Source organism: Methylobacterium sp. AMS5 (assembly GCF_001542815.1).
In the GTDB taxonomy this organism is placed as follows: Bacteria; Pseudomonadota; Alphaproteobacteria; order Rhizobiales; family Beijerinckiaceae; genus Methylobacterium.
In genome coordinates this window covers 1999588-2025730 of record NZ_CP006992.1, presented here as the reverse complement: position 1 = coordinate 2025730, position 26143 = coordinate 1999588, and the positions used below count along the sequence as shown (strand labels likewise).

Below are 26143 nucleotides of genomic sequence, written 5' to 3'. Positions count from 1 at the left end.
ACGACCGGAGAAACACCGACCATGCGCCAGAAAATGCTCGCCGGACTGCTGGGCCTCGGCCTGCTCTGCGCGCCGGCTCTCGTCACGGGCACCGTTCCCGCCTCAGCGCAAGCGCCCGCCAAGCCTGCCGCACCGGCCGTCACCGCCGATCCCGAGCGCTTGGCCGCCGCCCGCGAGGTCGTCGCCGCGGCGCAGGGAGACCGAGCCGCCGTGCTCGCGGCGATGAAGGCGCCGATGGCCGGGGTGATGCAGCAGATGGGTCTGACGGACCCGAAGAAGGCCCAGGTGATGGTGGACGAGGTGGTGATGCCCACCCTCTCGGAGAATTACGACGACCTGCTCGCGATCCAGGCCCTCAGCTTCGCCTCCGTCCTCTCGAAGGAGGATCTGAAGGCGATTGCCAGCTTCTACGCCACGCCGGCGGGCAAGAACCTCGTCAAGGCGCAGCCGCAACTGAGCCAGGCGATGCTGACGGGCATGCAGCAATGGATGGGCACGCTGTTGCCGCAGCTCAAGGAGAAGGTCGAGAAATCCGCCGCGGCGCATGGTTGGTCGAACGAGGTCAAGCGGCACTGAGCCCCTTCACCGCTCCGGCTCGAACAGGGCTGCGGCCGCGGGCCCCTGCGGAAAGGTCAGGGGCATCCGGACCACGCCGCGGTGATAGGGGAAGCGGGCGCGCTGGAGCGGGTCGGGCCCGGTGAAGATCAGCCGTGGCCGGAACGAGACCGGGCTGACGCAGAGCAGGTAAGTGCGCAGGTTGCGCTCATCGGGCACGAACATGGCCCTGTCGAGGTAGCGGGCCTCGTGCCGCACCCAAGCCGGGATGAACGGCAGCCGCCAGCGCCGGGCGAGGTGCTCGCCGATTCCGCCGAGGAAGACATCGGGCCGCGCGTCTCCCAGAAAGCCCGGATCCTCGGCGATCATCGCCCCCTGGGCGGCGGTGTCGCCGTCGCGCGCGTAGAAGGCATCGAGGAAGTTCTGCAGGTGGTGATCCCAGTCGCCATCCGCGCGCGCCCGCTCGACCACCGCGCGCAAGGAGGCGAGCCTCATCGTGGTCCATCCTGAAGCACCGACCGGAAGCGCAAACTCGCCTCGTCCGGTGGTGCCTCGTCGTAGACGGCGACGTACAGGTCTTGCAGCCCCGCCGCCGTAGACGGCGAGTTCGACGAACAGCCCCCGCGCGGACAGATCCGCGCCGAGCCGTTCGAGTGCCTGGAGGAGGCGGGTGCGGTCGAAGGCCAGGGCCATGCGGACAATGTAGCCGATGCCGCGGCCTTCGCGAAAAGGCTACTCCGCGGCTGCGGCGAACACCGTACCGGCCCGCGGCAGATCCAGCGTATCCCAGGTTTCCACCAGCGCGGCCGTCAGCGCGCCGATCCGCTCGTCGTCATGGAAGGGCGAGGGCGTGATGCGCAGGCGTTCGGTGCCGCGCGGGACGGTGGGGTAGTTGATCGGCTGGATGTAGATGCCATGGTGCTCCAGCAGGTGGTCGGCGGCTGCCTTGCACAGCTCGGCGTCGCCCACCATCAGCGGCACGATGTGGGTCTCGGTGTGCAGCACCGGCAGACCGGCGGCCTCCAAAGCCGCCTTGGTGCGGGCGGCCTGGCGCTGATGCGCCTCGCGCTCGGTCTTCGAGCGCTTGAGGTAGCGCACCGAGGCGCGCGCCGCCGCGGCGACCGCCGGCGGCAGGGCGGTGGTGAAGATGAAGCCGGCCGCGTGGCTGCGGACCGCGTCGCACAGGGTCGCCGAGCCGGTGATGTAGCCGCCGACGCAGCCGAAGCCCTTGGCGAGCGTCCCCTCGATCACATCGACCCGGTGCATCACGCGATCGCGCTCGGCGATGCCGGCACCACGCTCGCCGTAGAGGCCGACCGCGTGGACCTCGTCGAGATAGGTCATGGCGCCGTAGGCGTCGGCGAGGTCGCAGATCGCGGCGATCGGCGCCACGTCGCCGTCCATCGAATAGACCGACTCGAAGGCGATCAACTTGGGCCGGTCGCCGGCCTCGGCGAGCAGTTGCTCGAGATGTTCGAGGTCGTTGTGGCGGAAGACGCGCTTCTCGCAGCCGGAATGGCGCACGCCCTCGATCATCGAATTGTGGTTGAAGGCGTCCGACAGGATCAGGCAGTTCGGCAGCAGCTTCGCGATGGTCGAGATGCCGGCCTGATTCGAGACGTAGCCCGAGGTGAAGACGAGGCCCGCCTCCTTGCCGTGCAGGTCGGCGAGTTCGCGCTCCAGATCGACCAGCGGCGAGTTGTTGCCGGCGATGTTACGGGTGCCGCCGGCGCCGACGCCGCAACGGGCGGCCGTGTCGGTCAGGGCCGCGACGACCTCGGGGTGCTGGCCCATGCCGAGATAGTCGTTGGAGCACCATACGGTGATCTCGCGGTTGCCGCCCTCCGGGCGCCGCCACGTGGCCTGCGGAAAGCGGCCGGAGATCCGCTCGATGTCGGCGAAGACGCGGTAGCGGCGCTCACTGTGCAGCCGGTCGAGGGCGGCGCGGAAATGGCCGTCGTAATCCGTGCGCGGGCCGGCGGGGCGCACCGGCGGCCGCTCGAATTTGGCCCGGCCATTGCTCGCACCGGCATCGTCCACGCCGCCATCGCCGCCGACGATCGACTCGTCGGGCAGGGTGGCGCTGTCGGCCGCGTTCACAGGCATCAGGTTCACGGGCATCCGTCCTCGACGCTTTCGGCTGGCCGGGCGTTCTTCTTGGGACGCCTCGGTTCAAAGAGATTCGGGCCCGGGCCCTACCCCGGAGAGCGTGGCCGAACCGTTCGCGGCCGGGGCGGTGATCTCCCGAGGCTCAGCCCCCAGGGAGCGGCACGGCCTTCGCCGCGCGTCATCGTCCGACCGGCGGCTTTTCGCGTTCCGTCCGGGACGAGTCCCTCGCCGGCGCCGCCGTGAACGCAAGATAGGAGGTAATTTCGAACTGGTTCAAGGTGAGTTCGAGACATTCCTGCTTTGCACAGGCGCGAAGGGCCCTGCGATGCCGTCGTAGCGCGACCTCATGCAACGCCCGCGAGAGCCGAAGCCGGCTGATTCGCTCATGAATCCCGCCTTGGGTGACGATGGGTCGCGGCGCGAAACGAGGCCGGTGCTTGGCAGCCGATGCGCTGGCGACGGGGACGAAATCGGGATACGGCTTCACGCGTGACGGCCAAGCGCGCGCATCCGGCGACGGACGCTCCGCCGGGTGAAATCGTTTCGGAACGCGCGATGGCGACCAAGGACGAGGAGCGTGCCGCCCGCCTCAGAGCGGCCCTGCGCGACAACCTGCGCCGCCGAAAGGCACAGGCCCGGAGCCGGGCCGACGACGCCCCCGAGCCCGCGAAGGCGCAGCCGGCCGAACCGACCGAGAAGAGCTAGCTCCCGGCGACCGGCCTGCCTCTCCTGCGCCACGTTGTCGGAGCGATGCTTCGGGCGCGGGATGGAACCGAACGGCCACGCTTCTTCTTTTTGCCGGATACCGCCTATACCTCCACCCTGAACGAGGGGCGCCCGCGCGCCCGGCACGCAAGGCGACCTCCGCGATCGGAACGGGGGTGCTCCGAGGATCCCGATGGACCGCATCCACATCACCGGCGGCACGCCGCTCAACGGCACGATCCCGATTTCGGGCGCCAAGAACGCGGCGCTGCCGCTGATGATCGCGAGCCTTCTCACCGGGGAGACGCTGGAACTCATCAACGTGCCACGGCTCGCCGACATCGCGGCGCTGACGCGCATCCTCGGCAATCACGGCGTCGATCACATGGTCGTCGGCAAGCGGCCGGGACAGACCGCCGAGACCGGCCAGACGGTCCGGCTCACCGCCTCGAACGTCATCGACACCACCGCGCCCTACGAACTCGTCTCGACCATGCGGGCGAGCTTCTGGGTGATCGCGCCGCTGCTGGCCCGCTTCGGCGAGGCCAAGGTCTCGCTGCCCGGCGGCTGCGCCATCGGCACCCGGCCGGTCAACCTGCTGATCATGGCGCTGGAAAAGCTCGGCGCCGAGATCGAGATCGATGGCGGCTACGTCGTCGCGAAGACGAAGAACGGATTGCGCGGCGCCGAGATCGTCTTCCCCAGCGTCACCGTCGGCGGCACCCATGTCGCCCTGATGGCGGCCGCGCTCGCCTACGGCACCACCGTGATCGACAACGCCGCCCGCGAGCCGGAAGTGGTCGATCTGGCCGAATGCCTGATCAAGATGGGCGCGCGGATCGAGGGCGCCGGCACCTCCCGCATCGTCGTGGAGGGCGTGGCCCGCCTCGGCGGCACCCGGCACGAGGTTCTGCCGGACCGGATCGAGACCGGCACCTACGCCATGGCGGTCGCGATGACCGGGGGCGACGTCTCCCTGGTCAACACCCGGACCGACCTGCTCGCCTCGGCCCTCGAGACGCTGGCCTCGACCGGCACCGAGGTCACGGCCCTGCCCGACGGCATCCGCGTGCGCCGCAACGGCGGCGGCATCAGCCCGGCGGACGTGACGACCGATCCGTTCCCCGGCTTCCCGACCGATCTCCAGGCGCAGTTCATGGCGCTGATGACGCTGGCCAAGGGCCAGTCGCGCATCCGCGAGACGATCTTCGAGAATCGCTTCATGCACGTGCAGGAGCTGGCCCGCCTCGGCGCGCGGATCCGCCTCGACGGCGACCTCGCCGTGGTCGAGGGCGTGGAACGCCTGAAGGGCGCGCCCGTCATGGCCACCGACCTGCGCGCCTCGGTTTCGCTGGTGATCGGCGCGCTCGCCGCGGAAGGCGAGACGCAGATCAACCGCGTCTACCACCTCGACCGCGGCTTCGAGGCCCTGGAGGCCAAGCTCGCCCGCTGCGGCGCGCAGATCGAGCGCGTGCGGGCCTGACGGCGCCCATCTGACCGCTCGGCCCCCGACGAAAACGGCCTGCACGGCGCGGCGCAGGCCGAGACTGTCTTGAGACGATCCCGAGGGGTCAGCGGGCGATGGCGCCGCGCTTCACGCCGAAGCCGGGAATATCGCAGGCACAGGGCGCGTTCGGCGGCGCGAAGCCCGTCGCGCAACTGCCGCGGGCGGTGACGCAGACGCTGCCGCCACGTCCGCCGCGGGGCGGCCCCCGGAAGCGCGGACCATCGTCGTCATCGTCGAAGCGGCGGCGGCGGCCGCCATCATCGCCGTAGCGGCGGCGACCATAGCCATCGTCGTCATCGCGGGAGCGGCGGCTGTAGCCGTCGTCGTAGCGGCGCGGACCGTCATAGCCGTCGCGATCATACTGGGCGCTCGCCGGGCTCGCCACGAACCCGAGGGCCAGGACGACCCCCAAGGTGCGCCCTATGGCCAGAACTCCGTTTTGCATCGTCCGCATCCCCTCCGGATGACTTGAAAATGTCACGCTGACCGTAGCCATGCGCTCATGAACGCACGATGAGCCCGAAAGAACCGCAAGGTCATCATCCCCGCCCGGACCTGACGCGCCGGGCACGGCACGCGCTCCTGTGCGAGGCGGACTTTCGGATGCCGAACCGGCTTCCCGGTCGCCGAAGCGGTCCGACCCGTCCGGCTGCCGGTTGCCGCAGGCGGGTCGCGTCGCTACCTACGCCTCGAAATCCGCTCGCCGCGCGTTCGGTCGGGGAGCTCGGAGCGTCAATGATGGAGCTTCTCAAGCTCGCCGCCCTCGATGCCGAGGATCTTGCCGTCATCTCCGCACACCTTCAGGACGCGATCCTGCGGGCGGAGGATCTCGCGTGGCTGCCGGGCGAGCACCGCTTCGCCCTGGCGGCGCGCCGCTTCGATTGGTCGGTGCCGCCGGGCCAACCGCCCCGGCGGCGCCTCTCGGGCCTGCATTTCGAGCGCGTGCTCTCCGTGAAGACGAAGGGCATCACGCCGGGTGCGACCTCCGGCGATCCCTTGAGCCTTCTGGCGATCACCTTCGAGGAAACCGAAGCGCCCTCCGGCGTCGCCACCCTGGTCTTTTCGGGCGGGGCCGCGATCCGGCTCGAACTCGAATGCATCGAGGTGCGCCTGAAGGATCTCGGCCCCGTCTGGGAGGCCGATGGCCGCCCCGACCACGAGGCCGTGCGCAACCTCGTCGAGAACCGCCCGTGACCCCCCTCCCCCGAACCGCCGATATCGCCCGATGATCCGTCTCGACAGCCGCTCTCCCGATTTCGCGGAGGCGTTCAAGCGCCTGCTCGGCCTCAAGCGCGAGATCTCCGAGGATGTGGACGAGACCGTGCGCGGCATCATCGCGGGGGTCGTCTCCGGCGGCGACGCGGCGCTCGTCGATTACACCCGCCGCTTCGACCGGCTCGGCCAGGACTTCTCGCCGGCCTCCCTGCGCATCACCGCCGAGGAGGTGGAAGCGGCCGTGGCCGCCTGCCCGGCCGCGGCTCGCGCCGCCCTGGCTCTCGCGGCCGAGCGGATCGAGGCCTATCACCGCCGCCAGATCCCCGAGGATCATCTGTCCACGGACGATCTCGGCGTCACCGCCGGCTGGCGCTGGACCGCGATCGAATCGGTCGGCCTCTACGTGCCCGGCGGCACCGCGAGCTATCCCTCCTCGGTGCTGATGAACGCGGTGCCGGCCCGCGTCGCGGGCGTGCCGCGCATCGTCATGGTGGTGCCGACCCCCGAGGGCCAGCTCAACCCGCTGGTGCTGGCCGCGGCCAGACTCTCCGGCGTCACCGAGATCTACCGGGTCGGCGGAGCGCAGGCGGTGGCCGCGCTCGCCTACGGCACGGAAACCATCGCTCCGGTGGCCAAGATCGTCGGACCCGGCAATGCCTGGGTCGCGGCGGCCAAGCGCCGGGTGTTCGGACAGGTCGGCATCGATATGATCGCCGGCCCCTCCGAAGTGCTGATCCTGGCCGACCGCCACGCCAACCCCGACTGGATCGCCGCCGACCTGCTGGCCCAGGCCGAGCACGACACCGCGGCGCAGGCCGTGCTCGTCACCGATTCGGATGAGCTGGCCGATGCGACCGAGGCCGCGGTCGAGCGCGCGCTCTCGACCCTGAAGCGGGCCGAGATCGCCCGCGCCAGTTGGCGCGATTACGGCGCGATCATCCGCGTCCGAAATTTCGACGAGGCGGTGCCGCTCGTGGACGCCATCGCACCCGAACATCTCGAGATCGAGACCGAGGACGCCGACGCGTTGTCGATCAAGATCCGGAACGCGGGGGCGATCTTCCTCGGCGCGCACACGCCCGAAGCCATCGGCGATTATGTCGGCGGGCCGAACCACGTGCTGCCGACCGCCCGCTCGGCGCGGTTCTCCTCGGGACTCGGGGTGCTCGATTTCATGAAGCGCACCTCGATCCTGCGCTGCGATCCGGCCGCGCTGCGGGCGCTCGGGCCCGCCGCGATCGCCCTGGGCGAATCCGAGGGCCTGGACGGGCATGCCCGCTCCGTATCGATCCGGCTCAACCTCTAGAGCATCATCCCGAAAGGTGGTCTCCGGCTTTCGGAAAAAAGATGATGCAAAAACAAGAGGCTCGAGCATCGTCCCGAAAGGTAATTGCCGGCTTTCGGAAAAATCGATGATGCGAAAACAAGAGCCTGAAGCATCCGTTCGGCCGGAATCACGTTTCGGATCGATCGCCCGGAGAGCTTGCGTGCGGGCTCGGCTTTCGGCTCATGTGACGGAAACAGGGCGCCCGGATTCGGGTGCCGACGCGAGAAGGCGCCGGCGATGAAGGCCGAAGCGAAGCAGGGGGCGCAAGACGCGCAGGGCGAGGCACCGGCGAGGCCGCGAAATCGGCTCGCGGCGGTGCATCTCGACGAGGGCTCGATCGGCCGGGGCAACCCGGACCAGGAGCACGAGCGCGCCATCGCGATCTACGACATCCTGGAGGAGAATTCCTTCACGATCCCCGAGCGCGACGAGGGCCCGTACGGGCTGGTCCTCGGCCTCGTCGAGAACAAGCTGTCCTTCGCGATCGCGACCGAGGCGGGCGATCCGGTGATGACCCACCTGCTCTCGCTCACGCCCTTCCGCCGGGTCATCCGCGACTACGAGATGATCTGCGAGAGCTATTACAGCGCGATCCGCACCGCCTCGCCGACGCAGATCGAGGCGATCGACATGGGGCGGCGCGGCCTGCACAACGAAGCATCCGAGCTGCTGAGGCAGCGCCTCGAAGGCAAGGTCGATCTCGACCATGACACGGCACGGCGCCTGTTCACTCTGATCTTCGCCCTTCACTGGAAGGGCTGACGATCGCGGCTTTACCCGGCCCGAAGGTGGAGCGCTCGGCAGAACGTGACGCTTTCGGGAAGTCCGGGGCGGATCTATATCAGCGTGCGCGCGAGCACCTCATGAAACGCCCGACCCGTGGTGCATCGGTGCAAGACGGCATGGGCGTTTCGCGAGGGGTCACGGTGTTTGCATCGTCTTTTCCGACAAGCCGGCGCCCGTTCCCGGCGATGCTCTCGGAATGCGCCACAGGACTTCCGGTCGTTGACCGCTCTCCTGCGAGCATGACGGTGTGGCGGGGGTTTCGTGGGAAGCACCCAGGCGGGGCATGACGGACGACACCATCCCCGGGACCGGACCCAAGAAGCGGCGGGTTCAGTCCGTCCTGTTCATGTGCAACTTCAATGCGGTGCGCTCGCTGGCGGCGGAGGCGATCGCGCGCCATTATTTCGGCAAATCCACCTACGTGCAGTCCGCCGGCGTGCGCTCGGGCGAGCCGAGCGATCCCTTCATGGTCGCGGCGCTGGACGAGATCGGCATCGACGCCTCCCGCCACAAGCCGCGCACCATCGAGCAGCTGGAGGATTGGGAGGGGCTGAACTTCGACCTGATCATCACCCTCTCGCCGGAGGCGCATCACCGGGCGCTCGAACTGACCCACACGCTTGCGGCGGATGTCGAGTACTGGCCGACTCCGGACCCGACGCTGGTGCAGGACGGCACGCGCGAGCAGCGCCTCGACGGCTACCGCGACGTGCGCGACGGGCTGACCTACCGGATCAAGTCCCGGCTGAAGGTGTGAGGGCCAGGGCCTCTCGCCCTGAAACGAAAACGCCGCCGATGACGGCGGCGTGAAAGCAAAAGGGCTCCCCGAGCGGGGAGCCCCATCGCCAAAATCAGGACGCGAAAATCAGGACGCAGCCGAGACCGGCCGCCCCTCGCGCACCTCGGTGGCGCCGCCTGCCTTGCGCCGGAGGCTGACGAGGGCCGCCGCCGCGGCCACGGCCAGGATCGCGAGCTGGGTGCCGAGCGCCTCCCAACTGCCGTTGCTCAGGCCCCATTCCGAGACGAAGGCGGGCACGCCGTCCGTGGTGAAGGGGATCAGCGCCTGCTCCTGAAGCTCCTGGAACGCCTGGCCGACCATCCGCAGGCCCATGAAGAACAGGAAGGCCGAGGTCACGACGAACATCGGGCGCAGCGGCAGGCGCAGCGCCAGCCATTGCATCGCCACGAACATCGCCACCAGCGCCAGGGTCGCGGCCGCGAGCCCGCCCAGCAGCGCGGCATCGAAGCCGTTGGCGGTCTTGGCCAGGGTGTGGACGAACAGGATCGTCTCGGCGCCCTCGCGGAACACCGCCAGGAAGGCGATGCCGGCGAGCGACAGCATGGTGCCTGCACCGAGCGCCCGCTCGGCAAGCCGGTTGAGGTCCGCCTGCCACGCCTTCGGATCCTGGCGGAGGAACATCCAGCCGCTCATGTAGAACAGCAGCACCGCGGCCGCGAGCATCACGCCGGCCTCGAACAGGTCGCTGTGATTGCCGTCGTAGAAGGTCGCGAACACCCACGCCATGACGATGCTGGCGACGACGGCCGCAAGCGCACCCATATAGACCGGCGCGATTCGCTCCGCGGCATTCGCGCGGCGAAGGAAGGCAGCGAGCGCCGCGATCACCAGCAGAGCTTCCAGTCCCTCGCGGAACAGGATGATGAAAGCCTGCACGAACGTCGATCCGTCCGTCATCCGATTGCTCCCGTTTTGATCGGCGGAACGCGCGTCCCGGCGAATTGTCTGCCTCAACGGCGATGCGGCGTCTCGCAGCATCGCGAATACTTGTCACGATACAATGATGTTCTAATGCAAAACGTAGTTTGGAACCGTTCCTAACAAGAAGAGCGGTCCAGTTTCGGACGACGAAGCCCGATGTTTCGCTTCGCGTGCCAGTACAACCCTTTGCACCATTCTCGCAAGCATCGCAGAGGGCACACGCGATCGCGCTCCGTTGCCGCAGGCAACACCGCGAACAACGCATGGAGGCGGAGACAAATTTTTGCCGTTTTCCGGAAGGTCGCGCGAAACCCAACGGCCACGTTGTGGATTGTTGATTCAATATGCGGCGGCGCCTGCACGGCGGGACACCGGCCGCCCCAACTGAACCGTTGAAGCGCGCCCCCGCGGTGCGCGGGTAGGATATCATGAACGCGCACTCCACCGCCGCGGCCGTCCTCGGCCTCGCCCTGATCGGCTTGACTGCGACGCCGAGCCTTGCCGCACCGGGCACGGGCCGCAGCACCACCCAGGTCGCCGAGGCCGCGCAGGTCTCTCAGGCAGCTGCGACGACCTCGGAGAGCGACGAGGAGAGCGCCAACTGCAACAAGCAGCGCCGTCGCCTGTGGATCGAGGGCGAGGGCTGGATCGTCCGCCGCGTCACAATCTGCCGCTAAGCGTCTCTCACCAAACGCCCGCCGCGCTGTCATCGCCAGAACGAGAACGGTCAGAGACCAGGAGTTTTATGAGGCGCTGTGAACACGGAACGACGAAGGCGAATGCCGTCGACCGGCAGAGCGCCCGTCTCAGCATTCTGCATCGGCTGGCGGGACGAGGGGAAGCGGAACGAGCATAGGCGCCGCCGATTTGGTTTCATGAATCGCGCATGTTTCGCCAATGCGCCACCGGAGAAGCCCCGCCCCATGCGCCCTGCCCTCGCCGCCGGTCTCGCCACCCTGCTCACACTCGGCGCCGCCTCGGGCGCCGCGGCCGACCCTTACGTCTACGGCTACGGCAATGGCGGATACCGCTTCGCCGGTCCGGTGATCGAAGGCGCCTATTTCGGCGCACCATTCACGCATCTGCCCAGCACGAGCCGCCTCGTGCCGCCGGCTTGGGGCTACGGCACCTACGGCATCCCCACGGCTGCCGGCATCCGCGACGCCCCCGCCGCACGGCCGACCCTGACCGTGATCGAGCGGCCCGCCTCCGCCGGTCTCCGCCCCACGGCCCGGCGACACGGCGCCCGCGTCCTCTCGAAGGATTCCCGGGGCATCTGGACCGATCCGGCACCCCGTTCCGAGGGTGAGGGAACCGGTGCCCAGGTGGTGTCGGTCCGGGTCCCGGCCCGTTCCCGGTAGGGTCGTCTCCCGAGCCGCGCCTTCCTCCTCAATGCGGCACGCGCTCTAGACGGGCCCTTAACCGGTCTTGCGCACAATCTACGCCTGTCAGCGGGGGTAGAGCCGTGCACATCGTCATCGTGGATTCGAGCCGTGTCGTCCTGCGGATCGTGGCCGGCATGCTCGAACCGCGGGGGCATGTGGTGACACAGTTCACGGATTCCGGCGAGGCCCTGACCTACATCACCGACAATCCGAAGGTCCGTGCCCTGATCACGAGCCTGGAAGTCCGTCCGTTGAGCGGATTGGAGCTGTGCTGGTCGGCCCGGCTGCTCGCCGAATCGAGCCGTCCGCTCTCGATCATCGCCATGTCCTCGGCCCGCAACGCCCGCAATCTCGCCGAGGCTCTCGACAGCGGCGCCGACGACTTCATCGACAAGCCGCCGGGCGCCGAGGAATTGCAGGCGCGCATGCGGGCGGCCGAGCGCCTCACCACGCTTCAGAGCGATCTGATCCGGCTCGCCGAGACCGATTCGCTCACCGGCCTGCTCAACCGCCGCGCCTTCCTGCAGCGCACGCGGGAGGCCGCCCAGAAGGCCGGGTCGTTCGGGCATCTCTGTGCCGTGATCCTCGACATCGACCATTTCAAGCGCATCAACGACGAGCACGGCCACGATGTCGGCGACATGGCGATCAAGGCCGTGGCGGGGATGATCGAGGCGGAGGGCATTGCGGGGCGCCTGGGCGGGGAGGAGTTCGCGGTGATGCTCGCCGGCCAGCGCCTCACGGAGGCCGAGGCGGTCGCCTCCCGCCTGCGCCTCAAGACCTCGGACCTGCGCATCCGCTCGACCAAGGGTCCGGTGCGGCTCACCTGCAGCTTCGGCGTCAGCGAATGGTCCGAGGGCGAGACCGTCGAGGGCCTTCTGAAGCGGGCCGATATCGCCCTGTACGAAGCCAAGACGACGGGCCGCAATCGCGTGGTCTCGGCGATGTCCGACCTCGTCCTCTCCCGGACGGCGTGAAACACGCGCGGCCGGAGCACTGTCCCGGCGTCCGGACCGCAGCGGGAAATGGGCCGCTCCCACCCCGTCCCGAAGCGGGACGGTGACCGCCAGGCGGCGCCGCGAGGGAACGTTTCGGGGCAATAACGGCCCCTAAACCGCTGGAACGACTCTTGTTCTTCTCTTCCCGCACAAGCCGCACCGTTCTGCGGCGGGACGAGAGGGGAGCGGCATGAGTCAGGCCGTCAATCACACCGCCAGCCACACGGCGAGCCGGGCTGTCGAGCTTTTGATCGTCGACGAGCCGTCGGGGCTCGACGCACGGATGCGCGCCGAGCTGGAGCACGCGCCGGCCCTGCGGACCATCGGCGAGGACGATCTGGCCCGTGGCGGTCCGGTGCCGGCCGTCGCGCTGGTCCCGGTGGACGGAGCGCGAGCGGAAGCCGGCTGCGCGCGGATCGCGGCCTTGCGCGACGGGAGGCCCTGGCTGCGGGTGCTCGCGGTGTTCCGAACCCTCGATGCGCCGGCGATGAACCGGCTGATCGCCGCCGGCGCCGACGCCTTCGTCGGCTGCGGCACCCCGGCGGACGAGGTCTGCGCCAGCGTGCTCGCCCTCGCAAAGGGAGCGTCACCCGCGCCGTCGGCCGCATCGTCGGCCGCCTGCCCCTCCGCCGAGGAGCCCGTCATTGGTCTCACCCCGCGCGAGGCGGAGGTTCTGCGCTTCCTCAGTGCCGGCTTCAGCAACAAGGAGGTCGCCCGGCGGCTCTCGCTGAGCGTCCGGACGGTCGAGACCCACCGGCTGAACCTGCGCCGCAAGACGCAGACCGGCCGCCTCAAGGACCTCGTCACCCTCGCCCGCCAGCTCGGCCTCGCCCCGGTGCTCGACACCGAGATACCGCGTGGCCCGGCCCGCCACACCGCACACGCCGCCCGTGCCTGAAGGCCTGTCCGCCCGATCGTATCGGGCAGGCGTTTCCGAGCCATGGTTCCGACGCGCCGTCGGACGCTTGGCCGGGACGATGCTTGAGGCTCTTGTTTTCGCATCATCTTTTTTCCGAAAGCCGGCAACCACCTTTCGGGACGATGCTTGAGGTTCTTGTTTTCGCATCATCTTTTTTCCGAAAGCCGGCGACCACCTTTCGGGACGATGCTCTAGATGGAGCGCGGCTCCAGCTTCTCGTCCAGCGCCGAGAAGGGACGCTTGGGCTTGCGGCCGATCTCATCGCCGGGCACCGAGGGCTCGAACGGTTCGGGGCCTTTGCGCAGCAGCTTGGCGAGATAGTAGCTGCCGAAGCCGAAGATGATCGCGTAGGCGACGATGAAGGCGATCAGCGAGGTCGTCACCGCCTGGGCCGTCAGCGGCGAATGGGCGTCCGCCGTCTTGAGCTGGCCGTAGACGATGTAGGGCTGACGCCCGATCTCGGCGGTGAACCAGCCGAAGATCACCGCGCCGAAGCCCGCGGGCGTCATCAGCATGGCGCAGGTGAGGAAGACGCGGTTCGTGTACAGCGTGCCCTTCCAGCGCAGATACAGGCTCCACAGGCTCAGGAGCAGCATGGCCATGCCGATCGCGACCATGGCGCGGAAGGCGTAGAACACCGGCCAGACCGGCGGGCGCTTGTCCGGCGTCACGTCCTTGAGGCCCGGCACCACGCCGGAGAAGTCGTGGGTGAGAATGAACGAGCCGAGCTTCGGGATGCCGATCTCGAAGTCGTTGCGCTCGGCCTCCATGTTCGGGATCGCGAAGAGCAGCAGCGGCATGTTAGCCTGGCTGTCCCAGTTCGCCTCGATCGCCGCGAGCTTGGTCGGCTGGTGCTTGAGCACGCCGAGGCCGTGGGTGTCGCCGACGAAGATCTGGATCGGCGTGAAGATCAGCGCGAACCACAGGGCCATGGAGAGCGAGACCCGGGCCCCCTGGACCTTCGCCGGCGGCTCCTTGCGGGCGCGCAGGATCATCCAGGCGGCCATGCCGGAGACCGCGAAGGCGGTCGTGAGGAAGCAGCCGAGCACCATGTGCGCGTAGCGGATCGGGAAGCTTGGGTTGAAGATCACCTCGAACCAGTCGGTGGCCACCGCCCGTCCGTTCTCGATCGCGAAGCCCGCCGGCGTCTGCATCCAGGAATTGGCCGAGAGGATCCAGAAGGCGGAGATCAGCGTGCCGAGCGAGACCATGCAGGTCGCCAGGAAGTGCAGCCGGTCGCCGACCCGGTCCCAGCCGAACAGCATGATTCCGAGGAAGCCCGCCTCCAGGAAGAAGGCGGTGATGACCTCGTATTGGATCAGCGGGCCCAGCACGTTTCCGGTGAAGTCGGAGTAGCGCGACCAGTTCGTGCCGAGTTGGTAGCTCATCACGATGCCCGACACGACGCCGAGGCCGAACGAGACCGCGAAGGCCTTCACCCAGAAGCGGTAGAGCACCCGGTAGATCGGGTTCCTCGTCCACAGCCACTGCGCCTCGAGCCGGACGAGGAAGGCGGCGAGACCGATGGTGAAGGCCGGGAAGATGATGTGGAAGGCCATCGTGAAGCCGAACTGGATGCGCGAGAGCATCAGAGCGTCGAGTTCCATCGCTTCACCTTCCTGACCGTGGCGTCACCGCGGTTCGCCCGGCCGCGGCTTCCGTGCCGTACGGATGGCCGCGGCGATTCATCCGTCAACCGGTCTTCGACGACGCCGGTTCTGCGCGCTCATCCCTCGTGTGGATTGACGGCGCCGGGATCGGCCATTGCCAACCCCGAACCCTAGACAGGTCAGCCGGCGTGGCAACGCGCTGATTTCTCTCGGATGTCTCGGCTTGGACGGCGCTGCGCGTCATTATTTAGATCTATGTTAATCCTGCTGCCGATAATCCGGCTTGCACGCAAACCGGGTTATCGCCATGCCGGCACCAGCATTGGTTCCTTCCTCGTCCCAAGCCGAAGCCGGGCAACAGCCGGATCCCGAACCGAAGACCATCGCCGACCTGACCCGGGAAGTCGGCCGCATCGCCCAGGACCGGGTCGGACGCATCCGGCAGATCACCGCTCAGGCGAAGATGCTGGCCCTCAACGCCTTGATCGAGGCTGCCCGCGCCGGTGAGCACGGGCGCGGCTTCTCGGTGGTGGCGCAGGAGGTGCGCGGAATCGGTGCCGAGATCGAGGCGTTGGCGCGGGAACTGGAAACCGGCCTGACCGCGCGGATCACCGAGTTGCAGCAGGGCGTCGACGTGATGACGGCGAAGGCGCAAGGCGAGCGCTTGGTCGATCTCTCCCTCAACGCCATCGAGCTGATCGACCGCAACCTCTACGAGCGAACCTGCGACGTGCGCTGGTGGGCCACCGATCCGGCGGTGGTCGCCTGCGCCGCGCGGCCGGACCGGGGCGGCGGTTCGGAGACCGCCGACTATGCCTCCAAGCGGCTCGGGGTGATCCTCTCGGCCTACACGGTCTATCTCGATCTCTGGCTGTGTGGCCGTGACGGCACCGTCCTCGCCAACGGCCGACCCGAGCGCTACCCGAACCTGCGCGGACGCAGCGTCGCGAGCGAACCCTGGTTCCGGGAAGCGATCCGCTTGCCGGGCAGCGACGACTACGTCCCCGGCGAGGTCCGGCGTGAGGCGCAGCTCGGCGGCGCACAGGTCGCGACCTATGCCGCCGGGATCTACGAGACGAACGGCGCTCCGGCCTGCGGCGTCCTCGCCATCCACTTCGATTGGGAAGCCCAGGCGAAATCGATCGTCGAGGGCGTGCGGATCGCCCGGGAGGACCGGGCGCGCACCCGCGTGGTGCTCGTGGATGCGCAACGGCGCATCCTCGCCGCCTCCGACGGCAGGGGCTCGCTCACCGAAACGCTCGCCGTGGACCTGAACGGGCAGGAATGCGGCATCGTCCGCGATGCCCGGTCCGGCAGCGTCACCGCGTTTCACAGAACGCCGGGCTACGAGACCTATCGCGGGCTCGGCTGGTACGGCGCCATCGTCCAGAGCGGCAGCTGACCGGCGTCTGAGGGCGTCTCACGCTGCCCGTCTGCCTCCGGACGTGCGCGTCGTGCCGATCGCCCTCGCCTTGCGGCCTCCGGTCTGACGCGGCGGCTCGATCTTTGTCGTGCTCTCGATCTTCGTACCCTTGGAAGCCACCTTCGTCGCCCGTTCCAGCCGGGCCCGAAGCAGGCTGAGCACCGCCGCCTCCTCCGGGCGCAGCGCGCCGAGGTCGTTCTTGAGTTCGCCCTCGACCGCCTCCTTCACCTGCAGCAGCATCCCGCCTTCGAGATAGCAGTCGAGGATCTGCGGGTGGATGTAGCACTTGCGGCAGATGGTCGGCGTGTTGCCGAGCCGGGACGACACCGACTCGATCGCCGCGCGCAGGTTCTTCTTGGCCTTGGCCGCGTTGTCGAATGTCTCGAACTCCCGCAGCGCCAGAGCCGCCAGCACCGTGCCGGCCCAGGTGCGGAAATCTTTTGCCGTGAAATCCTCGCCCGTGATCTCGCGCAGGTAGGCGTTCACGTCCGAGGAGGTGACGTCGCGCCGCTCGCCCTCGCCGTCGAGATACTGGAACAGCTCCTGGCCGGGCAGGTCCTGGCAGGCCTTGACGATCTTGGCCACGCGCCGGTCGCGCACCGAGACCGACCATTCCTTGCCGCTCTTGCCCTTGAAGCGGAAGCGCATCTCGGAGCCGGCCACCTTCACATGTGGATCGCGCAGGGTGGTGAGGCCGTAGCTCTTGTTGGAGCGGGCGTAATCGTCGTTGCCGACGCGGATCAGCGTGGTCTCCAGGAGGTGGACCACGGTGGCGAGCACCTTTTCGCGGGGCAGGCCGCGCTTGCCCATATCGGCGTCGATCCGCGCGCGGATGCCCGGCAGCGCCTCGGCGAAGGCCATGATGCGGTGGAACTTCGAGGCCTCGCGCGCCTCGCGAAAGCGCGGATGGTAGCGGTACTGCTTGCGCCCCTTCTCGTCGCGCCCGGTCGCCTGGATATGGCCGTTCGGGTGCGGGCAGATCCACACCTCCGTGTAGGCCGGCGGGATCGCGAGGCTTTTGAGCCGGGCGACCTCCTCCGCGTCGCGGACCGGAGCCCCCTTCGGATCGATGTAGCGGAAGCCCTTGCCGTTGCGCTTGCGCCGCAGGCCGGGCTTGGAATCGTCCACGTAGCGCAGGCCCGCATCCCGCGCGGCCTCGCGGGGATCGACCACGCCGGCTCCGGCCTCCTCCGACAGCATCACGCCCTCCCTCATTCGTAGGGCGACAACGGGGCGGACGGCGGCGCTGTTCCGGAGCGGGCCCCGTGCTATGGCCACGCACGATGACCGCCTCAACAGCCTCTTACGCCGGCAAAAGCCTCGTCTTCGTCGTCACCGAAGACTGGTTCTTCGCCTCGCACTTCCTGCCGATGGCGCGCGCCGCCCGGCAGATGGGACTCTCGGTCGCGGTGGTGACGCGGGTGCGCGCGCACCGCGCCGTGATCGAGGCCGCCGGCATCCGCGTCGTGCCCTTGGAAGCCGAGCGCTCCAGCCTCAACCCGATGGCGGCGGGCTACGCCGCGGGCCAGCTCGCGGGCATCCTGAAGGCGCTCGAGGCCGATATCGTCCATTGCGTGGCGCTCCGCGGCATTCTCGTCGGCGGCACGGCCGCGGCGATGGCCGGCATCCCGCGCCGCGTCTTCGCGCTGACCGGCCTCGGCCTGCTCGGCGCCCGCGCGGACGCGACCGGGCGGCTGTCGCGGCTGGCGCTGAAAGGGCTGATCCGCGGTCCGCTCGCGAGCCGGCAAACCCGCTTCCTGTTCGAGAACCCGGACGACGCCCGCGCGCTCGGCCTCGACCCGTCCGACACCGCCGTGACCCTGGTCGGCGGCGCGGGCGTCGATCCCGATGCCTTCGCGCCGCGCCCGCTGCCGCCGCCGGCCCCGCTGAAGGTGGCGATCCTCGCGCGGATGCTGTGGTCGAAGGGCATCGACGTCGCGGTCGAGGCGGCGCGGCAGGCCCGCGCCGGGGGCGCGGCGGTGGAACTCTCGCTCTACGGCGCGCCCGACCCGTCGAACCGCCGGGCAATTCCGGAGGCGACCCTGCGGGACTGGTCGCGCGACGGGATCACCTGGCACGGCCCCACCGCGGATGTGGCGGGCATCTTCGCCGCCCACCATGTCGGCTGCCTGCCCTCCCGCGGCGGCGAAGGGCTGCCGCGCACGCTGCTGGAAGCGGCCTCCTGCGGCCGGGCGATCCTCACCAGCGACGTGCCGGGCTGCCGCGACCTCGTGCGCGACGGCGTCGAGGGCCTGCTCGTGCCGCCGGGCGACGCGACGGCGCTCGCCGCCGCACTGACGCGGCTCGCCGCCAATCCGGCGCTCGTCGCGCGGATGGGCGCGGCGGCGCGGGCGCGCATCCTCGAAGGGGGCTATACGGAAGCCGCCGTCGCCGAGACGGTGGCGGGGCTCTATGCGGAGCTTCTCGCCTCGTGACCCCGGTTCGCGATCCCGCCCGCTTCATCCGCGAGCACACGGCGTTGCGCACCGTCCCGCACGCCCCCGAGATCGTCCTGCACGTCGCCGACGAGGCGACCGCGCTGTGGCAGAAGACCGAGGACGAGTTGGAGGCGATCGGCCTGCCGCCGCCGTTCTGGGCCTTCGCCTGGGCCGGGGGACAAGCGCTCGCCCGCTACATCCTCGACAACCCCGCGACCGTGGCGGGGCGGCGGGTGGTCGATTTCGCCTCGGGCTCCGGGCTCGTCGCCATCGCCGCCGCGATGGCCGGGGCGGCCCACGTCACCGCGAGCGACCTCGATCCCTTCGCGCTCCACGCGATCCCGCTCAACGCCGCGGCCAACGGCGTGGCGGACCGCATCACCGCGGACGGCAGCGACCTGATCGGCACGGATGCGGCCTGCGTTCTGGCCGCCGACATCTTCTACGAGCGCGACCTCGCCGCCGCGGTCGGCGGCTGGCTCGGCGACCTGCATGGGCGCGGACGCACGGTCCTGATCGGCGATCCCGGCCGCTCCTACCTGCCCCGCGAACGGCTGATCCCGCTCGTGACCTACGACGTGCCCGTCACGCGGGCGCTGGAGGATGCCGAGATCAAGCGATCCTCGGTCTGGCGCTTCGCCTGATCCGGAGCCGCGGCCGTACTCCCTTGCCGTCTTCCCTTGCCGTCTTCCCTTGAGGTCCTGGCCCGGTTCGCGCATTCGCCGGAAAGCCCCCCCTCTCCGCGCCCGGTCCGAAAAAATGCTCGACAGGTTGTTCCATGCCGGCGCGAGCGTTGCCCTGCTGCTCGCCGTGGCGTGGCTGTTCTCGGTGAACCGGCGGGCGATCCGGCCGCGGGTGGTGCTCGCTGCCCTGGCGCTTCAGGTCGGGATCGGCGCGCTGATGCTGTTCGTGCCCGCCGGGCAGAGGGCGCTCGGCGCGGTGGCGGATGTCGTCACCACCGTGCTCTCCTTCGGTGACCGGGGCACTGCCTTCCTGTTCGGCGGCCTCGTCGAGCCGCGGATGTTCGAGCTGTTCGGCGGCTCGGGCTTCATCCTGGCCCTGCGGGTCCTGCCGCAGATCCTCTACGTCTCGGCGCTGATCGGCGTGCTCTACCATCTCGGGGTGATGCAGGCGCTGGCCCGGTTTCTCGGCGCCGGTTTGCGAAAACTGCTCGGTACCTCGCCGATCGAATCGTTCTCGGCGGTCGTCACCATCTTCATCGGGCAGAGCGAGATCGCCGTGGCCCTGCGCCCCTTCCTCCTGGCGCTGACCGGGGCCGAACTGTTCGCGGTGATGACGAGCGGGGCGGCCTCCACCGCCGGCTCGATCCTCGCCGGATACGCCGCGCTCGGCGTGCCGATGCCGTATCTGCTGGCCGCCTCGTTCATGGCGATTCCCGGCGGGCTGCTCTACGCCAAGATTCTCGTGCCCTCGACCGAGCCGACGCGCATCCTCACGACGCGGGTCGAGTTCGGCGAGGCGCGGGCGGCCAACCTGATCGAGGCCGCCGCCGACGGCACACAAAAGGGCCTCGGCGTCGCCGTGGCGGTCGGCGCCATGCTGATCGCCTTCGTCGGGCTGATTGCGCTGGTGAACGCCGCCATCGGCTGGGCCGGCGGCGTGTTCGGGTTCGCCGGACTCTCGATCGAGGGCATTCTCGGCGTCGTGCTGGCCCCGCTGGCTTGGTTGCTGGGCGTGCCGTGGGAGCAGGCGACCCTCGTCGGCGGCGCCATCGGCCAGAAGATCGCCTTCAACGAGTTCCTGGCCTATGCCAGCCTCTCGCCGATTCTGAAGGCCGGCACCCTCGATCCGCGCACGAGTGCGATCCTGTGCTTCGCGCTCTGCGGCTTCGCCAACCTCGCCTCGGTGGCGATTCAGCTCGCGAGCTTCACCAGTCTCGCCCCCGAGCGCCGGCCCGAGATCGCCCGGTTCGGCCTGCGGGCGATCCTGGCGGGCACGCTCTCGAACCTCACCAGCGCGGCCATCGCCGGATTGTTCATCACCGGATAACGTGGCGAATGAACGAGCATCGGCGAACCTTTCGGCCCGCACCGTCATTCTGAGAGGATGGAGAACGCGCGCGACATCGAACCGGCCCGACCCACGCCAGCCTCACCGCAGGCTCCGGCCCCGGTCACGGCGCGTGATTGGGACGAGCGGGTCGACCGCGCCAGCCGGAGGCTTCCCGAGCGGGTGCAGCGCGGGCTGGCATGGCTGCGGGAGCCGGCGCGCTTTCCGGTGCGGCTGCTGGCCGCGATCCTGCTGATGCTCGGCGGCATCTTCTCGATCCTGCCGGTGCTGGGTCTGTGGATGCTGCCGCTCGGCCTCGCGCTGCTGGCCCAGGACGTGCCCGGCCTCAAGGTGCCGATGGAGAAATCCGCCCGCTGGATCGAGCGGCAATGGCGGCGCTGGCGCGGGAAATAATCCCTGCCCCTTCTTCGCTGTTCTTCGGCGTTCTGCCGCGCTTGACAGGATATCCGCGGCGGACGACCCATCGCGGATGGGCCTCAAGCCGAGAAGGGCTCTTCGGAGACGACTTGTGATGCCGTTGCGTCTGTTCTCCCGCGGGCTCGCCGCCGCCGTCCTTGCGGCGACCGTGCTGGCGGGGGCCGTGTCCGCCCCCGTGTCGCCGGCACGTGCCGAGGACGCGATCTTTCCGCCGAGTTCGCGGTTCGGCTTCAAGCCCCCGTCGGACATGACGATCTCGAAGCGCTTCACCGGCTTCGAGCGGCTCGGCGGCGGGGCGATGCTCTCCGTGGTGGAACTGCCGGCCGGCGCCTATCCGGAACTCAAGCAGAGCTTCACCGACGAGAACCTCAAGACGCAGGGGCTCGTCGTCCAGACCCGCGAGCCGGTGACGCTCGATGGCGGGGCCGAAGGCGTGCTGTTCACCGGTGAGCTGACGCCCGCCGACGGCCAGGGCATGCCCGCAGCGCGCAAGTGGCTCCTCATCGTCGGTGCCCCGGAGGTGACCGGCATCATCATCGCCCAGGCCGCCGTCGATGCCGAGACCGACGAGTCGATGCGCGGCATGCTCACGGGCCTGCGCATCCGCGGGGCCCTGTCCCTCGACCAGCAGATCGCCGCCCTGCCCTTCCGCATCGGCGACCTCGCCGGTTTCCGCCCGGTGCGGGCGCTGGCCGGCAATTCCGTGCTGCTGACCCTCGGGCCGCGCGATCAGGTCACCAATCTGGAACAGCCGATCCTCGTGGTCGCCCAGGCGGTGCAGCAGGCGACGCCCCAGGAGCAGCGCGACGGCTTCGCCCGCGCCTCGCTCTACGCCAACCAGACGATGAAGGACTTCGTCATCGAGCGTTCTCAGAGCTATCGCCAGAACGGCATCGATTGGCACGAGATCGTGGCGCGCGCCATCGACATCCCCTCGAGCCAGCCGGTGGTGGTCTCGCAGACGATCCGCTTCAACCCGGACGGCTACATCCGCGCCGTGGGCGTCACCCGCGCCGACCAGCGCGAGCAGATGCTGCCCCTGTTCCGGCAGGTGGTGGACAGCCTGCAACTGCGCTGAAATCCTCTCCTCCCCGCAAGGGAGAGGAGAGAAACCGTCTCACTCGCAGACGCGCACGCGCCGGATGTAGATGTCGCCGTAGGGGTCGATGGTCTCGCGGCGCTCGAAGTGACAGATCGGGCCTTCGACATGGACCGGCCGCGGGGGCGCGCGGTAGACCGGCTTGCCGGGATAATTGGGATCGTTGGCGGCCGCGATCGCACCGCCGACGGCAAGGCCGCCGAGCACGCCGAGCGCCGCCCGGACCGATGCCGATGCCGATCCCGTGCCTGGGCGACGGGTGCCGTGCCGAGCGCCAGGGCGCTCGCCACCACGCCCCCGAGAAGAATGCCCCTCATCGTCGAAACTCCTCAGATTCGCGCCCAGCGGCGCCATCGCGTTGCGACCGGCAACGTCGCCGGAGCCTGCGGATCGAGCGTGGCGCCGCCGAGGTAGATCACAAATAATATTTATTAATCAACGACTTAACCACCGTGCCCAGCCTAACGGAACCTATTGACGATCAACGGATATGTTCGGCGCTCCCCGTACCCGTTTCAGATCATAGAACGGGGGGATGAGTCGTGGTCTTGAGCGTGGCGCAATCCGGCAGGAGACATCTTGGCCAGGGTAGCCTCTGCGCGATAGGTTCACCCCAAGGACGGTTCGCCCCCTTTCCGACCCGACACGGCCAAGGGCGCTATCGAAGGCGGAGGCGACTTCCTGTTGCCGATCTGCGCACCCAAGCCCGGTTTGCTGATAGGCGAAATGCTGACGGTGATCGTGCTGACGACCGCATGGCCGAGGTGCGGAAGCGGATGCTGGCGGCTGACCGCGTTGAATGACGGGGTACGCGATGTTCGCAATTGAGGACGAATTGCATTCCGAGACAATCGGACAGTTCTCCTCCCGCGAGGAAGCGATGATGGAGCTTCGCCGCTTAGCAGCACTCCCGTGGGATGCAGAGCCAAACCAAGCTCCCTGTCTTGGGTGGCAGACTTGCGGGCGAAACTACGAACTCGTGGCATATGATGCGGAGGCGACACCTTGGTTCGAAGTGAGCCGAGAGCCGATCCTCGAGATCTCCTCAGCCGGCCCACGCTGGCTCACAGGCTGAGATCCTGCGGGCGCGGGCGCAGAGCGGCTGAGCATGCGCACCATCGTCGAGATCAACAACGACAGCGCCGCAGCCGTCCGCGATGGTGGACAGGAAGTGGCCGACCTGCTGGCCCGAGCCCTGATGTCCGGCAGCGACGCGGCGTGGGACCGGCTGCGCCGCTACGGGATCAAGCGCATTGTTGAGCGCCACCCGACCGAGCCGGCAAAAGTCGTCGTTGGCGAGCGCGAGATCGCGGTCCGGTAGGCCAGAAACGAAAAGCCCCGCGCGGCAACCCGGGCGGGGCTGGGTAATGATCGGCGATGGCAGCGAGCACCGGCTCGCCTCGACGTCACCCGCACGGATCACGACGGCTGCGCCTGCCCGCTCATGATCTCAGCGACGCGATCAAGAGCATCCTGCGCAGTCTGGCGCGTTCGTAGGACGCCGAGTCAAAGGCCCACGCCTCGTGCGCCTCGACGCTCCCATGCGTGGGGTAGACAGGTTCGGCGGACGGACCTTCGTCGCGGATCTCCTTCAGACCGTCGGCGGCTTCGGTCACGGCGCGTTCAAGCGGCCCACCGGAACCCTTGTCGTCCGGCTCCGTGGTCGGATGGGTGATGACCATGCTGCGCCTCCAACGGCGGGGATTTGCCGAAGGATCGAGGCCGTATAAACAAACATATGTTGTATAGGCCTCGCTGCCACGTTCTTCTGCGCGGCGGGTGCCGGGGGGCTGGGTAGGCCTGCGATGTTGGGCGGTGTCAGGTCGGCGCGGGCCCGATGTCCGGCCGGGCGACGACGATGGCGGTCAGAACGCGATTAAATCCCAGCGCGCCCTAGATGCGACGGATGAGCAAACCTCTCGTCAAACGTCGCGTCGTCATCGCACTGCTGAGCGGCGTGTGCTGTGGGCTCGTCGCCCTCGGCGCTCTTTGGCTGTTGTGGCCACAGCAGCTTGCGCCGATTCCTGCCGTTGCCGTCGCACTGGCAGGCGTTCTTGGATCGGCGGGCGGCGCGTTCGGTGCGCTCTTCGCGCTGAGCCAGACCAAGTCGGAGCAAGGCCAGCAGGGCTGAAGCGCACAGGTGGGGCACGTTACGGCGAGCCCCGCTCCACGCACGGCGCTCGCACCACCTCCTCCGGCGTTTCTCGGGCGAACGTCGTCAGCGGCCCGATGGTGATCTCGGATCGAGCGTGAGGGCGATCGCCCGGCGCTGTCATCACCGGGCTAATGCGCGTGCTCGGCCCGATGTAGAGATCGGCGCGAGCGTCTTTGGCCGGCTTCCCGCTGCCACTCGTGAGCCTGCAGCCCGAGCCCCGCGTACCTGCTCCGTGAAGGCGGCCTTCCGCCGGTCGAGTTCGGCGGTGTCGGCGGCCTCCGAAATCGCCCCGACGGCCAGGGCCTGACGCAGCTCGGCGAGGCTGCTGCGATAGGTCTGCTGCGCAGCGAACAGGGGATCGTACTTGGCCCGCAGGCGGTCCATCTCGATCGCTGCCGCATCCGCCGCCGCCGTCACCGCCTGAGCACGACGACCCACTGTCCGAAGACGACGACCCAGAACAGTGCGACGAAGCCGAGTGATCCGACTGAGCGCTGTAGGCTCCACCGTAGAAGGCGGGGTTGTAGCCGGCGTCGCCACCACCGTCGGCCGACCGTGACCGCCGGGCCTGCGCTGACTCTTCACGGCGACGGCGCGCCCCCGCCCGCCCTACCTCAATCGCGAGACCACCCGCCACGGCACGGTCGTCTGGTACGTTCGCCGCGGCGAAGGTCCGCGGATCCGCATCAGGGGCGAGTACGGCTCACCCGCCTTCCAAGCGGCCTACGACGCGGCCGTTCGCGGCCAGCCGGCGCCTCAGGCCAAGCCGAACACCATCGGCACTGTCGCGTGGCTGGTCGAGCGATACCTGACGTCGCGGCAGTGGAGCGAGGAGCTGTCGGCTGCAACGCGCGCGCAGCGCCACGGACTGCTCAAGGCCATGGTCGAGATCGCCGGCCAGGAACGCGCCGACGCGATCACCCGTCGCGCCATCCAAGACGGGATGGACCGTCGCAAGGCCAAGCCGCACGGGGCCAATAACTGGCTCAAGACCATGCGGGGACTGTTCGCCTGGGCGTTCGATGCGGAAATGGTGCCGGCCGACCCGACGCGCGGCGTGAAGCTGATGAGCGGGGCGAATGACCGCAACGGCTTCCACACCTGGACCGAGGAAGAGGTCGCGCGCTTCGAGGCGCACTGGCCCGTCGGCACCCGCGAGCGTCTTGCGCTCGACATCCTGCTCCACACCGGCCTGCGCCGGGGCGATGCGGCGCGGCTCGGTCGGCCACACGTCCGCAACGGCATTGCACGCATCGTCACGGCGAAGACCAGCCAGGAGGTGACGATCCGCATCCTGCCACCTCTGGCCGATTCGATCGCCGCGAGCCCGACGGGGATCTCACGTTTCTCGCGGGCGAACGCGGCCGGCCGATGACGAAGGAGAGCTTCGGCAACTGGTTCCGGGACGCATGCGTCGCCGCCGGGGTACCGGGGCGGGCGCACGGCCTTCGCAAGGCGGGAGCATGCCGCGCAGTCGAAAGCGGCGCGACGGAAGCCGAATTGGACGCGTGGTTCGGGTGGGCGGACGGCAGCCGGGAGAGCGCGACCTACATGCGCGGCGCCAACCGGGCGAAACGCGCGGAGCGGATCGCCGGGCGCTGGAACGACGACGCTATCCCCGCACCTTCCGATCCAGTGCGGGGTTTGGCGCCGAAAGCGCAGCATTCACAGAATGTTAGAAAATTGTTGGCTCCCCGAGCAGGAGAAGAGCCCCGGTTTGAGGCCAATCTTCGGCAAGCCGGCC

Annotated in this window: 29 protein-coding genes; 20 read left to right on the top strand and 9 right to left on the bottom strand. The window is 68.9% G+C overall.

Features of this window, described 5'->3' with window-relative positions; genetic code table 11:
- Positions 1-21: 21 nt before the first annotated feature.
- A complete protein-coding gene (locus tag Y590_RS09115; protein WP_060769577.1) occupies positions 22-576 on the top strand; it encodes a DUF2059 domain-containing protein in 555 nt (184 codons plus the stop codon).
- Positions 577-582: 6 nt separating this feature from the next.
- Here Y590_RS09115 and Y590_RS09110 read toward each other — a convergent pair whose 3' ends face one another.
- Together Y590_RS09110 and hemA are read right to left on the bottom strand one after the other, a co-directional pair.
- Positions 583-1050, bottom strand: a complete 468-nt coding sequence (locus Y590_RS09110) for a hypothetical protein (RefSeq protein ID WP_060769576.1) — start codon at positions 1048-1050, stop codon at positions 583-585.
- A gap of 237 nt (positions 1051-1287) precedes the next feature.
- Entirely contained in the window at positions 1288-2676 is a 1389-nt protein-coding gene (gene hemA, locus Y590_RS09105) for a 5-aminolevulinate synthase (protein ID WP_060769575.1), read from the bottom strand.
- 543 nt (positions 2677-3219) lie between these two features.
- On the opposite strand from hemA, the gene Y590_RS27000 reads away from it, so the two are divergent.
- Positions 3220-3369 (top strand): hypothetical protein, encoded by a 150-nt coding sequence (locus Y590_RS27000; protein WP_201026780.1) that lies wholly within the window; start codon positions 3220-3222, stop codon positions 3367-3369.
- A gap of 193 nt (positions 3370-3562) precedes the next feature.
- The gene (murA, locus tag Y590_RS09095; protein ID WP_012253521.1) at positions 3563-4852 is read left to right on the top strand and encodes a UDP-N-acetylglucosamine 1-carboxyvinyltransferase; all 1290 of its coding nucleotides are present in this window, start codon (positions 3563-3565) and stop codon (positions 4850-4852) included.
- An 88-nt stretch (positions 4853-4940) separates the two neighbouring features.
- Here murA and Y590_RS09090 read toward each other — a convergent pair whose 3' ends face one another.
- A complete protein-coding gene (locus tag Y590_RS09090; RefSeq protein WP_060772217.1) occupies positions 4941-5321 on the bottom strand; it encodes a hypothetical protein in 381 nt (126 codons plus the stop codon).
- A gap of 293 nt (positions 5322-5614) precedes the next feature.
- On the opposite strand from Y590_RS09090, the gene Y590_RS09085 reads away from it, so the two are divergent.
- The 4 genes from Y590_RS09085 (at position 5615) to Y590_RS09070 (ending at position 8961) form a co-directional block, all read left to right on the top strand.
- The gene (locus Y590_RS09085; RefSeq protein WP_003601964.1) at positions 5615-6070 is read left to right on the top strand and encodes a DUF2948 family protein; all 456 of its coding nucleotides are present in this window, start codon (positions 5615-5617) and stop codon (positions 6068-6070) included.
- 31 nt (positions 6071-6101) lie between these two features.
- Entirely contained in the window at positions 6102-7397 is a 1296-nt protein-coding gene (gene hisD / locus Y590_RS09080) for a histidinol dehydrogenase (RefSeq protein WP_060769573.1), read from the top strand.
- Between the two features lie 258 nt (positions 7398-7655).
- Entirely contained in the window at positions 7656-8180 is a 525-nt protein-coding gene (locus Y590_RS09075; protein WP_060769572.1) for a UPF0262 family protein, read from the top strand.
- A gap of 307 nt (positions 8181-8487) precedes the next feature.
- Positions 8488-8961, top strand: coding sequence for an arsenate-mycothiol transferase ArsC (locus tag Y590_RS09070; protein WP_060769571.1), 474 nt, complete (start codon positions 8488-8490; stop codon positions 8959-8961).
- Positions 8962-9069: 108 nt separating this feature from the next.
- Here the strand turns inward: Y590_RS09070 and Y590_RS09065 are convergent, their stop codons facing one another.
- Positions 9070-9981: an FTR1 family iron permease gene (locus tag Y590_RS09065; RefSeq protein ID WP_083530820.1), complete on the bottom strand. Its 912-nt coding sequence runs from the start codon at positions 9979-9981 to the stop codon at positions 9070-9072.
- A 371-nt stretch (positions 9982-10352) separates the two neighbouring features.
- Between Y590_RS09065 and Y590_RS09060 the strand changes: the two genes are divergently transcribed.
- The 4 genes from Y590_RS09060 to Y590_RS09045 all read left to right on the top strand — a co-directional run bounded on the left by Y590_RS09060 (position 10353) and on the right by Y590_RS09045 (position 13205).
- The gene (locus Y590_RS09060) at positions 10353-10601 is read left to right on the top strand and encodes a hypothetical protein (protein ID WP_060769569.1); all 249 of its coding nucleotides are present in this window, start codon (positions 10353-10355) and stop codon (positions 10599-10601) included.
- 246 nt (positions 10602-10847) lie between these two features.
- A complete protein-coding gene (locus Y590_RS09055) occupies positions 10848-11285 on the top strand; it encodes a hypothetical protein (protein ID WP_060769568.1) in 438 nt (145 codons plus the stop codon).
- Positions 11286-11389: 104 nt separating this feature from the next.
- Positions 11390-12286, top strand: coding sequence for a GGDEF domain-containing response regulator (locus tag Y590_RS09050; protein ID WP_060769567.1), 897 nt, complete (start codon positions 11390-11392; stop codon positions 12284-12286).
- A gap of 211 nt (positions 12287-12497) precedes the next feature.
- A complete protein-coding gene (locus Y590_RS09045; RefSeq protein WP_060769566.1) occupies positions 12498-13205 on the top strand; it encodes a response regulator transcription factor in 708 nt (235 codons plus the stop codon).
- Positions 13206-13417: 212 nt separating this feature from the next.
- Here the strand turns inward: Y590_RS09045 and Y590_RS09040 are convergent, their stop codons facing one another.
- Positions 13418-14833 carry a cytochrome ubiquinol oxidase subunit I gene (locus Y590_RS09040; protein ID WP_060769565.1) on the bottom strand — a complete coding sequence of 472 codons (1416 nt, stop codon included), beginning with the start codon at positions 14831-14833 and terminating at the stop codon, positions 13418-13420.
- 310 nt (positions 14834-15143) lie between these two features.
- On the opposite strand from Y590_RS09040, the gene Y590_RS09035 reads away from it, so the two are divergent.
- Positions 15144-16238 (top strand): methyl-accepting chemotaxis protein, encoded by a 1095-nt coding sequence (locus tag Y590_RS09035; RefSeq protein ID WP_060769564.1) that lies wholly within the window; start codon positions 15144-15146, stop codon positions 16236-16238.
- A gap of 18 nt (positions 16239-16256) precedes the next feature.
- Here the strand turns inward: Y590_RS09035 and Y590_RS09030 are convergent, their stop codons facing one another.
- Positions 16257-17459, bottom strand: coding sequence for a DNA topoisomerase IB (locus Y590_RS09030; RefSeq protein ID WP_060772216.1), 1203 nt, complete (start codon positions 17457-17459; stop codon positions 16257-16259).
- An 83-nt stretch (positions 17460-17542) separates the two neighbouring features.
- Between Y590_RS09030 and Y590_RS09025 the strand changes: the two genes are divergently transcribed.
- The 5 genes from Y590_RS09025 to Y590_RS09005 all read left to right on the top strand — a co-directional run bounded on the left by Y590_RS09025 (position 17543) and on the right by Y590_RS09005 (position 22223).
- A complete protein-coding gene (locus tag Y590_RS09025) occupies positions 17543-18694 on the top strand; it encodes a glycosyltransferase (protein ID WP_060769563.1) in 1152 nt (383 codons plus the stop codon).
- Entirely contained in the window at positions 18691-19341 is a 651-nt protein-coding gene (locus Y590_RS09020) for a class I SAM-dependent methyltransferase (RefSeq protein WP_060769562.1), read from the top strand. Before Y590_RS09025 ends, Y590_RS09020 begins: the two co-directional genes overlap by 4 nt.
- Before the next feature lie 115 nt (positions 19342-19456).
- On the top strand, positions 19457-20707 hold the full coding sequence (locus Y590_RS09015) for a NupC/NupG family nucleoside CNT transporter (protein WP_060769561.1): 1251 nt from the start codon (positions 19457-19459) through the stop codon (positions 20705-20707).
- Positions 20708-20764: 57 nt separating this feature from the next.
- Positions 20765-21121: a hypothetical protein gene (locus Y590_RS09010; RefSeq protein WP_060769560.1), complete on the top strand. Its 357-nt coding sequence runs from the start codon at positions 20765-20767 to the stop codon at positions 21119-21121.
- Positions 21122-21239: 118 nt separating this feature from the next.
- Complete coding sequence (locus Y590_RS09005; RefSeq protein WP_060769559.1) at positions 21240-22223, top strand: hypothetical protein; 984 nt, start codon at positions 21240-21242, stop codon at positions 22221-22223.
- 39 nt (positions 22224-22262) lie between these two features.
- Here Y590_RS09005 and Y590_RS27685 read toward each other — a convergent pair whose 3' ends face one another.
- Positions 22263-22451 carry a hypothetical protein gene (locus tag Y590_RS27685; RefSeq protein WP_286161877.1) on the bottom strand — a complete coding sequence of 63 codons (189 nt, stop codon included), beginning with the start codon at positions 22449-22451 and terminating at the stop codon, positions 22263-22265.
- 901 nt (positions 22452-23352) lie between these two features.
- Between Y590_RS27685 and Y590_RS08995 the strand changes: the two genes are divergently transcribed.
- Positions 23353-23565, top strand: a complete 213-nt coding sequence (locus tag Y590_RS08995) for a hypothetical protein (RefSeq protein ID WP_060769558.1) — start codon at positions 23353-23355, stop codon at positions 23563-23565.
- A 121-nt stretch (positions 23566-23686) separates the two neighbouring features.
- On the opposite strand, the gene Y590_RS08990 is transcribed toward Y590_RS08995, so the two are convergent.
- Positions 23687-23926 carry a hypothetical protein gene (locus tag Y590_RS08990; RefSeq protein WP_060769557.1) on the bottom strand — a complete coding sequence of 80 codons (240 nt, stop codon included), beginning with the start codon at positions 23924-23926 and terminating at the stop codon, positions 23687-23689.
- A 224-nt stretch (positions 23927-24150) separates the two neighbouring features.
- Here Y590_RS08990 and Y590_RS08985 point away from each other — a divergent pair, with 224 nt between their 5' ends.
- Positions 24151-24375 (top strand): hypothetical protein, encoded by a 225-nt coding sequence (locus tag Y590_RS08985; RefSeq protein ID WP_060769556.1) that lies wholly within the window; start codon positions 24151-24153, stop codon positions 24373-24375.
- 144 nt (positions 24376-24519) lie between these two features.
- Here Y590_RS08985 and Y590_RS26400 read toward each other — a convergent pair whose 3' ends face one another.
- Positions 24520-24837 carry a hypothetical protein gene (locus tag Y590_RS26400; protein WP_144439959.1) on the bottom strand — a complete coding sequence of 106 codons (318 nt, stop codon included), beginning with the start codon at positions 24835-24837 and terminating at the stop codon, positions 24520-24522.
- A 442-nt stretch (positions 24838-25279) separates the two neighbouring features.
- Between Y590_RS26400 and Y590_RS26995 the strand changes: the two genes are divergently transcribed.
- A complete protein-coding gene (locus Y590_RS26995; protein ID WP_201026779.1) occupies positions 25280-25774 on the top strand; it encodes a site-specific integrase in 495 nt (164 codons plus the stop codon).
- Positions 25775-26143: the final 369 nt, after the last annotated feature.